Here is an 18,695-nt window from a genome sequence, read left to right on the forward strand (position 1 = left end):
GGCTCCGCTGTCGACGGGAGCGCCGGCGGCGGGTCCGCCCCGGTCGTCGGCCGTCGGTCAGGGCCGGATGTTCTCCAGGTCCTCCAGGAGGCCGGGGAGCTTCGGCTCCCAGCCGAGGGCCTGCCGGGTGCGGGTGCTGGACGAGGGCTGATCGGCCCTGAAGATCGGGCCGAGCGGGCCGTAGGTCTCCTCCGGCACCGACGCGACCGGCAGGCCCAGCCGTCGGCCGATCACGGCCGCGATGTCCCGTACCTCGTCCCCCTCGTCGGCCACGGCGTGCCAAGCGGTACCGGCCTCCGCCTGCTCCAGGGCGAGCCGGAAGAGGAGGGCCGCGTCGAGCGCGTGGACGGCGGGCCAGCGCTGCGTGCCGTCGCCGGGGTAGCCGGAGATCCCGCTCCGGCGTGCGAGGTCGGTCAGCAGACCGGCGAACCCGCCGCTGCCCTCGTTGTGAACCGTGCGCGGCAGGCGTACGGACGTGCTCCGGACCCCGCGCGAGGCCAGGCCCAGGATCGCCGTGACCGTGCGACCGCGGCCGCCGACCGGCCCGTCGGTCGGCACCGGGTCGGCCTCGGTGGAGGCACGGCCCGGCACCCAGGGCGTACCCGAGACGGTGACCAAGGGGCGGCCGCTGCCGACGAGTTCCTCGCCGAGGGCGGTGAGGGCGGCGGTCTCCTCGGCGATGTTCCGGGCGAGGGCCTCGGGGCTGCTGAAGTCGTTGCCGAAGGCCAGGTGGATCACCCCGTCGGCCCGGGCGGCGCCGGAGCGCAGCACGGCCAGATCGGCGAGGCCTCCCCGCAGCGGCTCGGCGCCGGCCGCCTCGGCGGCCTGTGCGGAGGCGTCGGAGCGGGCGAGCGCGAGGACGGTGTGGCCCTTGCCGAGGAGTTCGGCGACGACGGCGGAACCGATCAGACCGGTGCCGCCGGTGACGAAGACGCGCATGGAAACCCTCCACGAAGTGATGGGACTCTTGTCCCATCACCGTAGCAGAGTGATGGGACAAGAGTCCCATCACATATGCTGAACCCATGAGTCGATGGGAACCGGGTGCGCGTGAACGCCTCGTCGTGGCGGCGGTCGACCTGTTCACGGAGCAGGGGTACGACGCCACGACGGTCGCGCAGATCGCCGAGCGTGCCGGGGTCACCAAGAGCACCTTCTTCCGGCACTTCCCCGACAAGCGCGAGCTGCTGGTCGCCGGGCAGGAGACGCTGAGCCGGCTGCTGGCCGAGGGGATCGCCGACGCGCCCGGCGACGCCAGCCCGCTCGAGGCGGTCGCCGCCGGTCTCGAACGCGCCTCGGCCGCGATGGGCCCCGGGAGTCGCGAGCTCGCCCCCCGTCTGAAGGCGGCCGTCGCCGCCAGCGCCGAGCTTCAAGAGCGCGACGCGCTCAAGACCGTCAGTCTCGCGGCCGCCATGACGACCGCTCTGGTCGCCCGCGGCGTACCGGATCCGACGGCGGCTCTCGCGGGCGAGCTGGGCGTGCTCGCTTTCAAGCGGGGGTACGCCGCATGGGCCGAGGACGACCGCGGCGCCGAGGGCGGGCTCGCCGGGTACGCCCTGGCGGCCCTGGACGAACTGCGTGCCGTGAGCGCATCGCTGGGCTGACCGGACGAGCACCGGCCGGTGCACACCGCAGCCGGTGCCCGTCAGGAGAACACGTCCGGTCTGACGTCCTCGTCGTCGTCCTGGTTCATGACGGTGAAGTCCGGGACGCCCTCCGAGGAGCGGGCGAAGTTCTCAGGTGCCGGGCCCGCCGGGCGTGCGGCCCGGCGGCCCCGGTGGGGCCGTTCGGGGCCCGGGCCGGCGGATTCGGAAGACTTGTACGCGATCGGTCAAGATTGGGTAACGGCCGCCCCGGCTCCTTGTCCCGCTGAATTGTGAGCGTTAACACTCTCCCCGGGGCGAAACGGCGACGCCGCCTCCGGTCCAGCCGGCACTGACCCGACCAGCCGGCCCGACCGGGTGCCCGCGCCTCCGAGGAGCGCACCGGCACCGCCTTCCACCTCTGCCCGCACCCAGGAAGCACCCCCGATGAAACGTTCACGGCACGCACTGCTGGTGTCCGCGATCGTGGCCGCGACGACCGTGCCCGTGGCCCTGGCGCCGGCCGACGCCGTCGCGGTCGACGGTGACATCACCTCGTCGATCCTCGCCAACAGCGACGTGGTCCTCGGCGGAAACGCCGTCGTGAACGTGCCGCCCGGGTCGCACACCTACTCGGGGGTGATCAGCGGGCAGGGGTCCCTGCGGGTCTCCGGCACGGGCACCTTGATCCTCACCAAGGACAGCACCTTCACCCTGCCCGGCTCCCAGCAGGGCCAGTCCGTCAGCATCCCCGGCGGGAACCACCCCTACGTGGTCGTCACCAACCCCGACCGGCCCGCGATCACCGTCGACGCCGGCGCCACCCTGCAGTACGGCAACGGCGGAACCACCGGCCTGATCGGCGCCTTCCCCTACAACTCGCCCGGCTACCAACAGAACCAGGACAACATCCGGGTCGACGGCACGCTCAACCTGTCGCTCACGCGGCTGTTCAACCTGGGCACCATCAGCGGCTCCGGGACGATCTTCCAGCCCCGCAACACGTGGGGCACGCTCCAGCTGTGCGGAAGCAGTCCCTTCTCCGGGGTATTCGACATCGGCACCGGCGCCAACTACGCCGCCACCACCTGCGCGGCCGACCTGCCGAACGCCAAGGCCGTCCTCAACCGCGGCTCGTGGATCATCGACACCCCGCTGAACCAGACGGTCGTCCAGCGCCAGAACTTCTACAGCCGCGAATACGGCAACGACGTCAACGTCCACTCCCGGCCCGGCAGCACAGTGGTCCTGACGGGCACCTACAGCTACAGCGACAACACCGGCACGGCCTCGCCGGCGCTGAGCAACGGCAACCTCAACCTGGTACCGGTCGCGCACCACTTGAACAAGCGCGGCACCAACATCGAGGGCGCGGACGTCCACTGGGGAGACGGCACCACCCACCAGATCTTCCTGCCGGGCACGGCCGAAACCGCGTACATCAACCTGCACGCCAACTCCCAGCGTTCGCGGCTGACCTTCGACTACAACGGCCCGGTCACCCTCGGCCTGCCCATCGGCGGCGGGAAGTACCACGACACCCTCGCCGCTCCCGGGGCGGGCGACATCGTCATCGCCGGGACGTCCGGGAACGACGTCACCTTCGCCGCCGCGCAGTTCTACGACGGCTCCACCACCATCCAGCGGGGTGCCACGCTGCGCCTCGGATCCGGGACGGCAGGAGCGGACGGGAGTCTCCACACGACGGGCGCTCTCGACGCGGTCAGCGACGAGGGCTCGCTGATCATCCAGAACGTCCGGACGCCCGTCACCCTCCCGGCGGTGTCCGGCTCCGGATCGGTCACGCAGAACGGCACCGCGACGACGACGCTGACCGCCGCCTCCTACACGGGCGCCACCACCGTGGCCAAGGGGACGCTCGCGGTGGCCGGTGCCTCGCTCGCCTCCTCCAGCGGAGTCGCCCTCACCGGTGCGTCCGCGGTCCTCGACCTCGGCGCGGCGACATCGACGACGCTGCGCACGCTGGAGGTCGTCACGGGCGCGAAGATCGTCCTTCCCGGCGGGGCCCAGAGCTTCACGGTGGGCTCGCAGGACGCCGCGCTCTCCGGCGACACCCTCAGCGTGGGAGGGGCGACCTTCTCGGTCGCCCGCACGGCCGGTCGCATCGAGCTGACGGCCACGACGGCGGCGAACGAATCCGCCTCCCCGTCGGCAAGCCCCACGAACGCGGCCCCCGTCCAGACCGACCCTTCACCCCCGGCGGGGGCCACCGACAGCACGCCCGCCGCCCGGGCCTCCGGCGGTACGGCCCGGGAGACGCTCCCTGTGGTCGTCGCCGCCCTGGCGGCGGCGGCCGGGCTCGTCCTCCTCGCCCTCAGGGTCCGGCGCAGGCGCTGGCCCGTCGACCGCCACCGCCCGCGCGGCCACCGACACCGGCCCACCGGGCGCACCTCGCACCGGGACGGTCGAAGGCGGCGCTGAGCGCGCGGTACCCGGCCCGGACGGCTCCTCAGGCGGTGGGCCCCGGCAGGGTTCCACCACACCGCACCGTTCAGTGCGCGACGAGGACCCGGACGTCCCAGGCGTGGAGGGAGAGCGGCTCGCCGGCCGTGACGGCGGTGCCGTTCAGGACGTCGGTCAGCGCCACGGGTGCCGGCACCTCGACGGGCTGCCAGTTCCAGTTGTGGACCACGTGGACGCGGCGTCCGTCCGGGGACGTCCCGGTGGCCGCGGTGACGGAGGCGGGCAGGTCGCGCCAGCCGCTCGCGGGGGCCGGGGCCAGCCAGGCGGCCAGCTCCTGGGCGAGGTCGCGGCCGGGAACGGTGCCGACGCAGGTCACCCGGCCCGCGCCGTGGCGGCGGGTGGTGACGGCGGGCCAGCGGCCGAAGTGGGGGTGGTCGTATCCGGCGAGCACGGTGGCATCGGTGACCGTGAGGCCCTCGATCCAGCGGGTCGCGGTGGCGCCCGGCGGCAGGTCCAGCGGGCTGCCGGGGGCGGAGCGCACCGGGAGGTCCGCGGGCAGGTTGCTGAACTCGTCGTACCAGAGGCCTGCGGCGGTCGTCAGGCGCGGCGGGGCGGTCTCGTGGCGGGCCCGGGCCTCGTGGTCGGCGTAGCCCGTGCGGGGGCCGAGGACGAGGTGGCCGCCGGCCTCGGCGTAGGAGGCGAGCCAATCGAGCAGGGAGTCCTCGGCGAGGTAGAGGCCGGGGACGACCAGCACGGGGTGGCGCCGGGCGGCCTCCTCGGGTACCAGGCCCGCGCGCTCGCCCTGGGCGTCGTGCAGCTGGCGGGCGTGCAGGATGCGCACCTGGCGCCCGGCCCCGAAGGCGCCGCGGTAGAAGGCGTCGAAGACGCGGTGGTAGGAGGTCGGGTCCGGATCGCCGTTCGGCTTCGCCAGCGGCGGGTACTTCTGCATCAGCCACTTGCTGGGCACCGAGTAGACCATCGTGATGTCGGCGTCCGGGGCGATCCCGGCGACCAGCGGTCCGGCGGTCTCGAACTCGGCTCCGAGCCGGGCGAGTTCGGCGTAGACCCGGCCGGGCCTGCCGCTGTGCGGGAGGACACCGCCCCAGGAGGTCTCGGTGCCGAAGTGCAGGGTGTGCCAGTGCCAGTACTCGATCATCCGCGCGCCGCGCGAGACGAGCGCCCAGGCGGCCTGGCGCCACTGGCCGTCGAAGGCCGGCCGGTTCTCGGACGTGCCGCTGATCGCCTGGGCGTTGGTCTCGGTGACGAGGAACGGTTCCTGGCGGGAGGAGAAGATCCGGTCGGCGCTCTGGTACAGGGCCCAGACGCCGGTGGTCTTCCACTGCTGCTCGTGGTCCTCCGGCGTGGGGTCGGGCAGCGTGAGGGCGTCCTGCATGTCGTAGTAGGGATTGCCCGCGGTGACGTCGAGGGCGTCGGTGATGTCGTCGTCCTCCATTGCGGGGTGCTGGTAGGCGAGGCAGGTGGTGACGAACTGGTCGGGCCGGGCGTACTCGCGGGCGATGGCGGCCTGCCAGGCGACGAACTCGGTGGTCTGGCGGGCCTGGAACGCCCGCCAGGCGACGTCGTACTGCGGCTGCTGGTTGTCGTCGGGGCGCCACAGGTCGGCCCAGGTGGAGAGCCGGTGCGACCAGTAGACCAGGCCCCACTCGCGGTTGAGGGTCTCCACGTCGCCGTAGGTGTGCCGCAGGTGGTCGACGAAGCGCTGGAAGACGCCCTCGTTGTGGGGCAGGCGCAGTCCGGGCTCGTTGTCGACCTGGAAGCCGATGACGGCCGGGTGCGCGGCGTGGTGGCCGAGGATGGCCCGGCTGACGCGTTCGGCGTGGTGGCGGAAGGCGGGGTGGGAGAAGTCGGCCTCCTGCCGGGCGCCCCAGCCCGTGCGCCGACCCGTCGCCCGGTCGCCGGCGATCTCCGGGTACTGCCGGGCCAGCCACGGCGGCACGGCGTAGGTGGGGGTGCCGAGGACGACGGCGATGCCGCGCTCCTGGGCGCCGTCGAGGACGGGGGTGAGCCAGTCGAGGTCGAAGCGGCCGTTCTCGGGCTCCCAGGTGGACCAGACGGACTCGCCGACCCGGATGACGGTGAACTTCGCCCCGGCCATCAGGTCGAGGTCTTCCTTGAGGCGTTCGTACGGCTGGTACTCGTGGTAGTAGGCGGCGCCGAACAGGACGCGCAGGGGCAGCGGGAACACGGGTGCACCTCGGGACGTGTGGGAACCCCGGCTGCCGTGGGAGGCAGCCGGGGCGGGGAGGAACAGGGATCAGGAGACGGTGCCGGTCACGGTGTTGCCGGACTTGGCGACGGTGTAGGTGACGGTGTCACCGGTCCAGAAGCGGAAGACGAGCGTCGCGGGGGCGCCGTCCTTGAGCGACTTCAGGAAGTCGGGCTTGACGGTCGTGGTGTTGGCGCCGTAGTCGGCGCGGTAGTTGTCGAAGGTCTGGTAGGTGGTCCAGGAGGCGGGGCCGGCGGCGGTGCCGTCGGCGTAGGTGGACTGCACGTTGGCCATGAGGGAGCCGTTGAACCGGGTGGGGATGGTGAGCCCGTCGATCGTCCCGGTGGCGTTGGCCATCGTGGGCTTGTCGTACGAGCGCACGTAGAGCTTCCACGGGACGCCGTCGGAGTACCGGACTTCGAGGGTAGCGTTGACGCCGGCGGCGCGGTCGCCCGCGAGGCGGGTGAGGGCGCCGGCGGTCAGGGTGAGCTGGTCGCCGTCGAGGGTGTAGTCCATGAAGGGGATCAGCGGGCGGTCGCCCTGCCAGAGCCCGGTGAACCATTGGCCGTTGCGGTTCAGGGTGATGGTCTGCGCGGCGATGGGGCCGGACTTCGGCAGGAAGAGGTTGTCGGTGGAGGCGGTGCCCGAGCGGGTCCGCCAGGAGCTCTGGATCAGGGCCTTCATCTCGGGGACCTGCCACTGCATGGTGGAGCGGTTCAGGAAGTCGTTGAAGGCGTCCCACACGGCGGAGGTCATGCCGTTGCGCCGCGCCTCGTAGTTGACGTGCTCGAAGTACTTCAGCATCTCGCCGCGCTCGACCACGCCGGAGTAGGGCGAGGTGAGCAGGCCGTACTCGCCCAGGTAGACGGGGACGCCCTTGGCGACCAAGGTGTCGTGCACCCGGGCGAAGCCCTCGGTGAGGTCTTTCTGGGCCGTGGCGTCGTAGGTGGTTCCGTTGGCGATGTTCACGCTGAACGGGTACCAGCTGTAGTAGTGCACCGTGGCGACCAGGTTGCGGTCGTGCAGCGAGTTGATCGTCGTGGACAGGTCGTCCAGCCAGTGCTGGGCGTTGTTGGTCTCGTACGACGGCAGGACGAGCAGGCGGTCCTTGTTCTTCCCGCCGCTGTTGCGGACGACGGAGTGGAACGAGGTGTTGAGCTCGTTCAGGTACTGGGTCTTCTGGGCGTCGGTCGCGTTGACGAACGTCGGCTCGTTGATGCTCTCCATGAGCAGGGTGCGCGGCTCGTCCTTGAAGGCGGTGGCGATCTGCTGCCAGGTCGAGTTGAACCGCGCCATGACGGTGTCGTGGTCGGTCGACATGTACTCGATCCACTTCCACGAGTCGTGGTGGACGTTGATCTCGACGTAGAGGCCGTCCGCCAAGGCCCAGTCGACCACCTGCTTCACCCGGTTCATCCACACCGGGTCGATGGTGTAGGGCGCGGTGTCGGACTGGTGCGGGTACCAGGTGACGGGGATCCGGACGCTGCGGAACCCCTGGGCCTTGAGGCCGTCGAAGGTGGCCTTGGTGGTGAGCGGGTTGCCCCAGGAGGTCTCGTCGGGGATGGCGTCGAGGGTGTTGCCGAGGTTCCAGCTGGGCTGCATCGCGGCCACCGCGGCCATCGGGTCCTGCGGTGCCCTCGCCCCGGCCGCCTCGGCCGCGGACGGGGCCCGGTCGGCGGGGGCGGCGACGGCGGTGCCGCAGACGAGGCTGCCGGTGGTGACGAGCGCGACCAGGAGTCCGGCCGTGCGGTGGAGGCGGCGGCTGCGGGGGAGGGCGGTCCGTCGTGCGTCGTTCACGATGTGTCCCTTTCGGGGTGGATGGGCGGGGGAGGAACCGGGGTCAGGACGCGGTGCCGGTGACGGTGTCGCCGGTCCTGGTGACGGTGTAGGTGACGGTGTCGCCGGTCCAGAAGCGGAAGGTGAGCGTCGCGGGGGCGCCGTCCTTGAGGGACTTGAGGAAGTCGGCCTTCACGGTCGTGGTGTTGGCGGTGTAGTCGGGGCCGAAGTCGCCGAACGTCTGGTAGGTGGTCCAGGAGGCGGGGCCGGCGGCGGTGCCGTCGGCGTAGGTGGACTGGACGTTGGCCATGAGGGAGCCGTTGAACCGGGTGGGGATGACCAGTGCGTCGGTGGTTCCGGTGGCGTCGGACATGGCGGGCTTGTCGTAGGAACGGACGTAGAGCTTCCACGGGACGCCGTCGGAGTACCGGACTTCGAGGGTGGCGTTGACCCCGGCGGCGCGGTCGCCGGCGAGGCGGGTGAGGGCGCGGGTGGTCAGGGCGAGCCGGTCGCCGTCGAGGGTGTAGTCGAGGAAGGGGATCAGTGGGCGGTCGCCCTGCCAGAGCCCGGTGAACCATTGGCCGTTGCGGTTCAGGGTGATGGTCTGCGCCGCGATCGGGCCGGACTTCGGCAGGAAGACGTTGTCCGTGGAGGCGGTGCCCGAGCGGGTGGTCCAGGACGACTTGATCAGGTCCATCAGGGCCGGGTCCCGCCACTGGAGGGTCGTGCGGTCCAGGTAGTTGGCGTCGTCCCAGAGCGCGGTGGTGATGCCGTTGGCCCGGGCCACGTAGTTGACGTGCTCGTAGTACCTGAGCATCTCGCCGCGCTCGACGACGCCGGAGTTGGGTTCGCTGAGCAGGCCGTACTCGCCGAGGTAGACGGGGATGCCCTTCTTGACGAAGGTGTCGTGCACCCGGGCGAAGCCTTCGGTCAGGTCCTTCTGGCTGGTGGCGTCGTAGGTGGTCCCGTTGGCGATGTTCACGCTGAACGGGTACCAGCTGTAGTAGTGCACGGTGGCGACCAGGTTGCGGTCGTGCAGTGAGCTCATCGTGGTGGACAGGTCGTCCAGCCAGTGCTGGGCGTTGTTGGTCTCCTCCGAGGGCAGGACGAGCAGGCGGTCCTTGTTCCTGCCACCGGAGTTGCGCACGATGCTGTGGAACGAGGTGTTGAGCTCGCGCAGGTACTGGGTCTTCTGGGCGTCGGTGGCGTCGGAGAACTGCGGTTCGTTGATGCTCTCCATGAGCAGCGTGCGCGGCTCGTCCTTGAAGGCGGTGGCGATCTGCTGCCAGGTGGAGTTGAACCGGGCCACGATGGCGTCGTGGTCGGTGGACATGTTCTTGATCCACTGCCACGAGTCGTGGTGGACGTTGATCTCGACGTAGAGGCCGTCCTCCAGGGCGAGGTCGACCACCTGCTTCACCCGCTTCATCCACACCGGGTCGATGGTGTACGGGGCGGTGGCGGACTGGTGCGGGGACCAGGTGACCGGGATCCGGACGCTGCGGAATCCCTCGGACTTGAGGCGGTCGAACAGCGCCTTGGTGGTGAGCGGATTGCCCCAGGAGGTCTCGTCGGGGATGGCGTCGAGGGTGTTGCCGAGGTTCCAGCTGGGCTGCATCGCGGCCACCGCGGCCATCGGGTCGTGCGGGACGCGGGCCCCGGCCGCCTCGGCCGCGGACGGGGCCCGGTCGGCGGGGGCGGCGACGGCGGTGCCGGCACAGAGGGCGCCGGTGGTGACCAGGGCCACCACGAGGCCGGCCGTCCGGTGGAGGCGGTGGCTGCGGGGGCGTGCGGTCTGCTGTGCGTCGTTCACGGGTCATCCCTTCGGGTGAACGGGCGGAGGATTCCCTGGCGGGTGGTCAGGGGAGCGGGAGGGGCTCGTAGTCGAACCGGTCGAAATGGACGGTGCCTTCGGCGGCGTACATGCCGATGACCCGGCCGGTGAAGCCGCCGGCCACCTCGGTGGAGAGGTAGCGGCCGTCGAGGGTGGCGAGCACGGTGAAGGTGCCGTCGGGCTCTTCGACGCCGAGGACGACGTCGTCGGGGCCGGTGCGCGGGCCGCGCGTCGGCCGCGGGACGACGTCGACACCGAGCACCACGGCTCCGGCGGCCACCGGACGGGAGGCGACCTCGGTGCGCAGCGAGCCGATCCGGGCGAAGACCTTCACCTCGCCGTCGGCGGCCTCGATCTCGTAGTGGTGGTCCTCGTCCATGCGGACGGCGAGGCCGCCGCGGCCCCCGGTGGGGTCGATCAGGGTGCGGGCCCGGCAGCCGAGGTGCTGCTGGCGCCGGCCGACGAACACCACGTCGTTCTCGTCCAGCGAGGCGCCCGCGGCGCGCAGGGTGAGCCAGCCGGAACGCTCCTTCGTGGTGCACAGGTGCTCCGGGCGCTCGCGCACCGAGATCCACTGGGGGTGGAGCTCGGCCTGGTCGAAGTCGTCCCGGGCGGGGACCGCGGGCCCGGGGTGCAGCGGCCAGGCCGGGGTGGGCAGCTCGGGGGTGACCCGGCCGACCACCGGCCAGCCGTCCACCCACGCGACCGGGGCGAGGAAGGTCTCCCGGCCGAGCACGTACCAGGCGGGGGTGCCGCCGCGCGGCCGGACGGCGAGCAGCACCATCCACCAGGAGCCGTCGGGCGCCTGGACGAGGTCGGCGTGCCCGGTGTTCTGGATGGGACTGTCGATGCCGCGGTGGGTCAGCACCGGGTTGGCCGGGCACGGCTCGAACGGGCCCGAGGGCGAGGTGGCGCGGGCGATGGAGACGGCGTGGCCGCGCTCGGTGCCGCCCTCGGCGATCATCAGGTACCAGTACTCGCCGATCCGGTACAGGTGCGGGGCCTCGGGGGCGGTGGCGCCGGGCGCGCCGGACCAGATCCGCTGCGGCTCGCCGATGGTCTCGCCGGTGGCCGGGTCGAGGCGGACCTGGGAGACGCCGGCGACGGTGCACCAGCAGGTGCCGTCCTCGTCCCAGGCGAGATCCGGGTCGATGCCGTGGACGCCGGACAGCCGGACCGGGTCGGACCAGGGGCCGGCCGGGTCGGTGGCGGTGAAGAGCAGGTTGCCGTCGCCGCTGACGTTGGTGACGATCAGCCAGAAGCGGCCGTCGTGGTGGCGCAGCGTCGGGGCGTAGATCCCGCCGGAGGACGGGGACTCGCGCGGCAGGCGCAGCTGGCTCGGCCGGTCGAGGGCGTTGCCGATCTGGGTCCAGTGGAACAGGTCGCGGCTGTGGAAGACGGGGATGCCGGGGAAGTACTCGAAGCTGGAGCAGACGAGGTAGTAGTCGTCGCCCACGCGGCAGACGCTCGGGTCCGGGTGGAATCCGGGGATCACCGGGTTGGGGACGGTGCCGGTCGGCTGGGGCTGGTCTGACACGTGGTCGGTTCCTTTCGGAGGTGCAGGAAGGGGTGGTGGTGCCCCGGGCCCTGGGGTGCCCGGGGCACCACCGGCTCATCGGGTTCAGCCGATCGCGCAGGAGGCGCCGTTGAACCGGAAGGCGGAGGGGTTGGCGTCACTGCTGGACCAGGTGGCCTTGAAGCCCCACTGGACACTGCCGCCCTGCGGGACGGAGGCGTTGTAGGACACGTTCCCGGCGTTGACGCTCCGGCCGCTCTGCGACACCGAGGCGTTCCAGGTGTTGGTGATGCCGTTGTCGCCGGGGAAGTCGAAGCCGAGGGACCAGCCGTTGACCTGTCCGAGGCCGTTGTTGACGACGGTGACGGAGCCGACCATGACGCCCTGCCACTCGTTCTTGTTGTAGACGACCCGGCAGGGTGCGCTGGTCGGGTGCATCCGGACGACGGTGATGCCGTAGGCGGGCACGGTCTGGGCGGTCGGACTGCCGGACTGGGCCGTGCCGATCCCGTGGGCGTTCTTGAGGTAGGAGTGGACGGTCGGGGTGGCGGAGGACGGGGTGAAGCCGGTGTAGGAGAGGTTCACCGTGGCGTCGTTGTTCGGGTCCTTGTTGATCAGCATGACGGCCACGTCGCCGTCGGCGCGGCGGACGGCGTGCGCGGTGAGCAGCGAGGACGAGCTGGCGGCCTTGACCAGGGTGTCCCCGGGCGCGCCGAGCCTGCCGATCATCTGGATGCCGTAGTAGGCGGGGAAGGGCGTGTTGGCGGCGGGCTCGCAGGGGGAGCCGCTGGAGACCATGCCGCCGTCGTTGTAGTCGGTGGCGCCCTCGACGGTGGTCACCTTCGTGCAGTCGGTGCCGTTGCGCAGGTCCCACCAGTCCACGTTGAACGCGCCGTTCTCCAGCCAGGTGAGGTAGTTGTCCGGGGCGAACAGTCCGTTGGGGGAGGTGTCGAGGTAGGCCTGGGCGTTCGCCTCGGTCACCGCGATGCCGACGTTGGGGGCGTTGGATCCGGCGTACTGGTTGATCAGCGAGCGCACGGCGCCGGCGATGCCGGCGTTCTGGGCCTGGGGCTTGGTGAGCAGGTCGGCCGGGCTGGTGCTGGTGGGGTAGGCGTGCACGATGGCGAAGTCGATCTTCGAGCCGGCGATCGACAGGACGGTGTGGTTCCAGTCCATGGTGTCGCCCGGGCCGACCATGCCGTCCGGCCAGTAGCCGGGGGTGGTCAGCACGGCGCCGATCTTGATGCTCGGGTCGGCCGCCTTCATCGCCGAGACGTACTGGAGCACGTTATTGGCGTACGTCGTGGCGCTCTTGCTGCTGTGGGTGTCGTGCTCCCACGTGGCGCCGTACTCGCCGTTGCCGTAGACCTCGTTGCCGATCTCCCAGTACGTGATGCCGTAGCCCTTGGTGACGTTGGCGTACCGGACCCAGGCGGCGGCCTCCTGGGGGGTGCCCGAGCCGTAGTTGGCGGTGATGACCGGCTGCGCTCCGGCGGCGCGCACGGTGCCCATGAAGGCGTCGAAGCCGGTGTTCGGAGCGACGTACGAACCGTCGTCGGTGGTGCCGCTCTGCCAGTGGTAGGCGTCGGAGTGGCTGCCGCCGGGGTAGCGGACGGTGTTGATGCCGGCCGTGCTGAGCAGGCCGGGGGTGGCGGCGGCGTTCATGGCGGCGTCGTAGACCGGGATGTTCACGCCGACGCCGGTGGTGGGAACGGTGGCGAGCTGCCGGGCGGCGTCGACCGACACCGACACGGTGCTCGTGGTGACGGCGGGCGGCGCGGCGGCGGCGTGCGGTGCGGCGGCGGCGATCGCGCCGGTGACCGCGAGCGCCAGGGCCGCCGCGGCGGCTATGACGCGATCATGACACGGATGGGCTGGCCATTTCACTGCGTCCCTCCAGTGGGGTGGGGGTGCGTGGCGTTCGAGTGGGGGAAACGAACTCCCGCGTTCTGGACGGCAGGGGCCCGGTGCTGCTGTTTGGGTCGGGCCCGGACGCGAAGCGTGTTCCGTGCGGATGCGGGCCGGCGCGGTGGGCCGCGCGCGGACACCTGGGGCATCGTCAATCCCTCCCGGTCGGATTCCTGGTGAGGCGCAGCAGGACGGCGGACGGGGCCGCCGGCAGGGTCAGGGTGAGTTCGGCGGTGTCCGGGTGCCAGGCGGCGCAGGCCTGGCTGGATGCCGGGTAGAGCACCTCGACGCGGACCTCGGCGCCGGCCAGGTGGGGCAGACCGAGCTCCCTGACGGTCTCCTCGCCGGAGCGGCGCCAGGCGGTGAGGTAGGTGGTGACCGGGGTGTGCAGGGCCAGGGCGATCCACGGGTCCTCCCAGCCCGGGAGCCCGAGCGGCCAGGCGGGCAGCGCCTGCGGCAGGTCGGCGCGGATCGCCTTGTGGACGGCTACCGCCTCGTGCACCAAGTCCCGGGCCTGCGACGACAGTTCGGTGAGCTGACCGGAGAGGTGGATGCGGCCGAGGAGCGCGTTGGCCATGGTCAGGGCGACCTCGTCGGGGGAGTCCTCGGGCAGCGGGTAGGCCCAGACGGCGCCCTGCTCGGGCGTGACGGCGGTGGGGGCCGACGCCGCGATCGGCGCGTAGCGCAGTAGGTCCTGCTGGTCGCTGGTGGACTGCAGCTGGAGCCGGGAGAGCAGGGCGTGGTCCATCCGCATGCCGCCGGAGGCGCAGTTCTCGATCACCAGGTCCGGGTGCCGGTCCAGGATGCCGTCGAGCCAGTCGAGTTGGGCCCGGTTGTGGCCGAGCAGGCCGGCCGCCGGTGCCTCTCCCGGGTGGCTGCTGGTGCCGGAGCCCGGGTCGGTGTTGTGGTCGAGCTTCAGGTAGCCGACGCCCCACTCGCCGACCAGGCGGTCCACCACGCGGTCCAGGTGAGCGCGGGCGGCGGGGTGCCGCAGGTCCAGGTGGTACCGGCCGCCGCCCTCCTCGACGCGCCGTCCGTCGCGGCGGAAGAACGCCTCTCCCGGCAGGGATCCGGAGACCGGGCTGTTCACCCCGACCGCCTCCGGCTCCAGCCACAGGCCGGGGACCATGCCCCGCTCCCGGATCCGGTCCAGGACCTCGTGGATCCCCTTCGGCCCGGGGAAGCGGGAGGCCGACGGCTCCCAGGCGCCGACGGAGCTCCACCAGTTGCCGCCGTCGTCGTACCAGCCGGCGTCGATGACGAAGTACTCCGCGCCGGCCTCGGCAGCGGCGTCGACCAGGGGCAGCAGCTTCGCGGTGGTCGGGTCGCCCATCAGGCAGTTCATGTAGTCGTTGAAGATCACCGGCAGCCGCCGGTGGTCGGGGTGCGGGCGGCGGGTGGCGCGGCGGTAGCGGGTGAGGCCGGCGAAGGCGACGTCGGGGCCGCCGCTCGGGGCCAGTGCGAGCGCCACGGGCACGGTACGGAACTCGGCGCCCGGCTCCAGGGGGTGGCGCCAGCCGTGGTCGGCGTCGGTCGGCCCGTACAGCGCCGCGTAGGCGGTGTCGTCGCGGACCCCGCACTCCCAGCGCCAGCCGCCGCCGTTGTGCTCGATCTGCCACAGCCAGGTGCGGCCGGACTCCCGGTCCGTCAGCCCGCCCATCGGCAGGTGGCCGCAGCCGGACCACACGCCCTGTCCGGCCACGACGCGGGTGCTGCGGCCGGAGGTGGTGGGGAAGCGGCCGCTCCGTTCGGGCGAGGACACGCGCAGCGGCTGGCGCTGCCAGCGGCATTCGGCGAACCACTCGTTCTCCGCCCACAGCAGGTCGGCGTCGTCCAGATCCACCGGGTCGCCCCCGGTGAGGCAGCCCGCCACGAGCGAGGCGACCGATTCCAGGTGCAGCGTCGCCGTCCCTTCGTTGCGCAGCAGCACCTCGCTGCGCAGCACGGGCAGGCCGGCCGGGGAGCGGTAGACCGCCTCGGCGGTCAGGCCGGTCTCCGGGTCATGGAGTTCGACGGTGAGCACGTGCCAGTCGCCGTCCCGGGTCGCCCGGTGCGCGCGGTGGCGCAGGCGCCCGCCGAGAACGGTGTTGACGAGGTGCCGGCCCGACCAGTAGCGGCCGAGATCGGCGGTCGTCACCTCCACCAGCGGCAGCGGTGCGGCGGGGCGGGGGGCGGTGGTCTTCTCGCCGGGGGCACCGACACGGGTCAGGCGCGGGGTGTCGTGCTCGCCCAGGGCGATCTCCAGCTCCAGGGCGTCGTGGCCCCAGCGAATCGTCTCGTGCGGGTCGCTCATGGTGGCCTTCCTCGATGAGGCGGAGAGACTTAGTGAGCGTTCACCATGCGCGCAGGACGGCGCAGCCGCCGGCGGGCAGCCGGCTCACGGTGCCGCCGGTGAGCAGGTCGTGGCCGGGCCGCGGCAGCGGGACGGGCTCGGTGCGGTGGTTGATCAGGACGTGCCAGGCGCGGCCGTCCGGGGCGTGCCGGGTGACGGCTTCGACGCCGGCCGGCAGGCCGGGCAGGTCGGGGCCGACCCCGGCCTCCGTGAGCAGCCGGCCGACCAGGGCGGTGTAGGCCGCGTCGTCGAGGCGGGTGGAGAGGTACCAGCCGTGGCCGGAGCCGAAGGCGTGCCGGGTGAGCGCCGGGCTGCCGGCGAGCATGCCGTGGGTGTAGGCGGCGACCGCCTCGGCGCCTTCGGTGCGCAGGGACTCGCTCCAGGAGGAGCCCGTCGAGCCGTCGGAGAGCGCGATCTCCTCGCCCTGCGCCAGCGGGCGGTGCTCCTCGACCCGGATGCCCAGCGCCTCGCGCAGCGGTGCGGCGGGGTAGCCGCCGAGCCGGGCGTGCAGGCGCTCGTCGACGATGCCGCCGAAGTGCTGGATCAGCAGGGTGCCGCCGTCGGCGACGTGGCGGCGCAGGTTCTCGGCGCCCGCGTCGGTGAGCAGGAACAGGGCGGGGGCGAGGACGAGCCGGTAGCGGTTCAGGTCGTGCTCGGGGTGGGCGAAGTCGACCGTCAGTCCGGTGTCCCACAGCGCCCGGTGAGCGCGGCGCAGCGCGGAGTAGTAGGCGAGCTCGCTGGACGGGAGGCCGTCGACGGTCATCGCCCACCAGGCGTCGGAGTCGTGCAGCACGGCGACGTCGGCCCGGACGGTGGAGCCGGCGAGTTCGCCGAGCCGGGCGACGGCCTCGCCGGTCGCCGTGACCTCGCGGAAGGTCCGGCTGTCGGGCCCGGCGTGCGGGACCATCGCCGAGTGCCACGTCTCGGCGCCGGCCCGGGACTGGCGCCACTGGAAGAACAGCGCGCCCTCCGAGCCGCGGGCGATGTGGGCGAGCGAATGGCGCAGGATGTCGCCCGGCTCCTTGGGGAGGATGCGGTCGCCCGCGTAGACGGTGTTGGTGCCCGATTCCATCAGCAGCCAGGGGGCGCCGCCGGCGAAGGAGCGGGCCCGGTCGGCGTCGAAGGCGGCGTGGGCGGCGGCGTCGACGCCGGGCGCGCCGGGGTAGTGGTCGATGGAGACCAGGTCGACCTCGCGGCCGAACGCCCACAGGTCCAGGTTCTGGTAGTCGGGCACCATGAGGTTGGTCGTCACCGGCCGGTCGCTGTGGGCGCGGATCGCGTCGCGCTGCTCGCGGTAGGCGGCGAGGGTCTCGTCGGACCAGAAGCGCTTGTAGTCCAGGACTTGGCCGGGGTTGTGGTGCCACTGGCTGGTGCGGGGCGGGAGGATCTGCTCCCACGAGGTGTAGTGCTGGCTCCAGAAGGCCGTTCCCCAGGCCTCGTTGAGGGCGTCCAGGGAGCCGTGGCGGGTGCGCAGCCAGACGCGGAAGGCGGCGGCGGTGTGGTCGCAGAAGCAGAGGGTGACGTACTCGTTGTGGACGTGCCACAGGGCGAGTGCGGGGTGGTCGCCGTAGCGTTCGGCGAGGGCGGTGGCGATGCGGCGGGCGGCCTGGCGGTAGGCGGGGGAGGTGAGGCAGTAGGTGTCCCGGCTGCCGTGGGTCAGGCGGGTGCCGTCGGAGCCGACGGGCAGGGCGTCCGGGTGGGCCAGGGAGAACCAGGGCGGCGGGGAGGCGGTGGGGGTGGCCAGGTCGACGGCGACGCCGGCCGCGTGCAGCCGGTCGAGGTGGGCGTCGAGCCAGTCGAAGTCGTAACGGCCCTCCTCGGGCTCCATCAGGGCCCAGGAGAAGACGCCCACGGTGGCGAGGTTGACGCGCGCCCGGCGCATCAGCTCGTCGTCCTCCTTCCACACCTCGGCGTCCCACTGTTCGGGGTTGTAGTCCCCGCCGTAGGCGAGGCCGCCGAGGCGGTCGGTGAGCCGGCGGATGTCCATCGGGGAACCGTCCTTCGGGTACGGGTGTCAACTGCGGCGCGGGGCCGGGGCGGTGCTTTCGCGGACCACCAGGTCCGGCGGCATCAGGACGAGCCGGTGCTCCGGCTCCTGGCCGGCGGCCGCGGCGGCGATCCTCGCCATGACCTGGTCGACGGCGACCTGCCCGAGGTCCTTCCTCGGTCCGGTCACCGAGGTAAGCCGGGGGGCGTGCTGCTCGGCCATCGTGTCGGGGCAGATGGCGAGGACGGAGGCGTCCTCCGGGACGGTCCGTCCGCTGGCGCGCAGCAGGCTGAGCAGCGGGCCGATCGCCGCCTCGTTCTGCACGACGAACCCCGTGGTGTCGGGCCGGTCCGCGAGGATGCGGGCCAGGGTGCCGGCGGTGCTCTCGTACGTGCCCTCGCAGGGCCGGTGGAGGAATCGCAGGCCGCGCCGCTCGGCGCGGGCGCGGAAGCCGTTCAGGGTGCGCTCGGCGTAGCCGGCGTGCCGCCGGTAGACGCCGCTGCTGTAGCCGATGAAGGCGACGTCGCGGTGTCCGAGGTCGGCGAGGTGGTCGGCGCACAGGGCGCCGGCGGTGGCGAAGTCGTGGTCGACGCAGGAGAGTCCGCTGGGGTCGTCGGGCAGGCCGATGAGGGCGGCCGGGATGTCCTGGGCGCGCAGCACCGGTATGCGGTCGTCGTCGAGGCGGACGTCCATGAGGATGACGCCGTCGGCGAGTCCGGTGGCGGCGACGCGGCGGACGCCTTCGGGGCCTTCGTCGTTGGTGAGCAGCAGGACGTCGTAGCCGTGTTCGCGGGCTGCGACGGTGACGGCGATGGCGATCTCCATCATCGTGGGCACGTGCACCTCGGGGTTGAGCGGCACGACGAGGGCGATGATGTGCGAGCGCTTGCCGGCCAGGGCCCGGGCGCCCGCGTTGGGGTGGTAGCCGAGGTCCGTGATGGCCCGTTCGATGCGGGTCCTGGTCTCGTCGGAGATCGGGCGCTTGCCGCTGAGGGCGTAGCTGACCGTGCTCGACGAGACGCCGGCGTGCCTGGCCACATCGGCGAGTGTCACCATCGCGCTGCTTCCTTCGTGTCGGTTCCGTTGAGGGCGTGTTCCCGGTCCG

The 18,695-nt window shown here is 72.3% G+C and carries 11 protein-coding genes; 2 read left to right on the top strand and 9 right to left on the bottom strand.

What is annotated here, in order from left to right:
• Positions 1–57 precede the first annotated feature (57 nt).
• Complete coding sequence (locus ACZ3TI_RS07115) at positions 58–939, bottom strand: SDR family oxidoreductase (RefSeq protein WP_465724287.1); 882 nt, start codon at positions 937–939, stop codon at positions 58–60.
• Between the two features lie 86 nt (positions 940–1,025).
• On the opposite strand from ACZ3TI_RS07115, the gene ACZ3TI_RS07120 reads away from it, so the two are divergent.
• On the top strand, positions 1,026–1,604 hold the full coding sequence (locus ACZ3TI_RS07120; RefSeq protein ID WP_465724289.1) for a TetR/AcrR family transcriptional regulator: 579 nt from the start codon (positions 1,026–1,028) through the stop codon (positions 1,602–1,604).
• 426 nt (positions 1,605–2,030) lie between these two features.
• Positions 2,031–4,025: an autotransporter gene (locus ACZ3TI_RS07125; protein ID WP_465724290.1), complete on the top strand. Its 1,995-nt coding sequence runs from the start codon at positions 2,031–2,033 to the stop codon at positions 4,023–4,025.
• 70 nt (positions 4,026–4,095) lie between these two features.
• Here ACZ3TI_RS07125 and ACZ3TI_RS07130 read toward each other — a convergent pair whose 3' ends face one another.
• The 8 genes from ACZ3TI_RS07130 to ACZ3TI_RS07165 form a co-directional block, all read right to left on the bottom strand.
• Positions 4,096–6,213 carry a beta-galactosidase gene (locus ACZ3TI_RS07130; protein ID WP_465724292.1) on the bottom strand — a complete coding sequence of 706 codons (2,118 nt, stop codon included), beginning with the start codon at positions 6,211–6,213 and terminating at the stop codon, positions 4,096–4,098.
• A gap of 69 nt (positions 6,214–6,282) precedes the next feature.
• Entirely contained in the window at positions 6,283–8,034 is a 1,752-nt protein-coding gene (locus tag ACZ3TI_RS07135) for a cellulase family glycosylhydrolase (protein ID WP_465724294.1), read from the bottom strand.
• Between the two features lie 43 nt (positions 8,035–8,077).
• Positions 8,078–9,826, bottom strand: coding sequence for a cellulase family glycosylhydrolase (locus ACZ3TI_RS07140; RefSeq protein WP_465724296.1), 1,749 nt, complete (start codon positions 9,824–9,826; stop codon positions 8,078–8,080).
• A 46-nt stretch (positions 9,827–9,872) separates the two neighbouring features.
• The gene (locus ACZ3TI_RS07145) at positions 9,873–11,384 is read right to left on the bottom strand and encodes a glycoside hydrolase family 43 protein (RefSeq protein WP_465724298.1); all 1,512 of its coding nucleotides are present in this window, start codon (positions 11,382–11,384) and stop codon (positions 9,873–9,875) included.
• 84 nt (positions 11,385–11,468) lie between these two features.
• Complete coding sequence (locus ACZ3TI_RS07150; protein WP_465724300.1) at positions 11,469–13,250, bottom strand: cellulose binding domain-containing protein; 1,782 nt, start codon at positions 13,248–13,250, stop codon at positions 11,469–11,471.
• Positions 13,251–13,422: 172 nt separating this feature from the next.
• Positions 13,423–15,564 carry a glycoside hydrolase family 36 protein gene (locus ACZ3TI_RS07155; protein WP_465724302.1) on the bottom strand — a complete coding sequence of 714 codons (2,142 nt, stop codon included), beginning with the start codon at positions 15,562–15,564 and terminating at the stop codon, positions 13,423–13,425.
• 40 nt (positions 15,565–15,604) lie between these two features.
• Entirely contained in the window at positions 15,605–17,590 is a 1,986-nt protein-coding gene (locus ACZ3TI_RS07160) for a beta-galactosidase (RefSeq protein ID WP_465724304.1), read from the bottom strand.
• 27 nt (positions 17,591–17,617) lie between these two features.
• Complete coding sequence (locus tag ACZ3TI_RS07165) at positions 17,618–18,646, bottom strand: LacI family DNA-binding transcriptional regulator (RefSeq protein WP_465724306.1); 1,029 nt, start codon at positions 18,644–18,646, stop codon at positions 17,618–17,620.
• Between the last annotated feature and the right edge of the window lie 49 nt (positions 18,647–18,695).

This window comes from Kitasatospora sp. NPDC023120, from assembly GCF_055560835.1.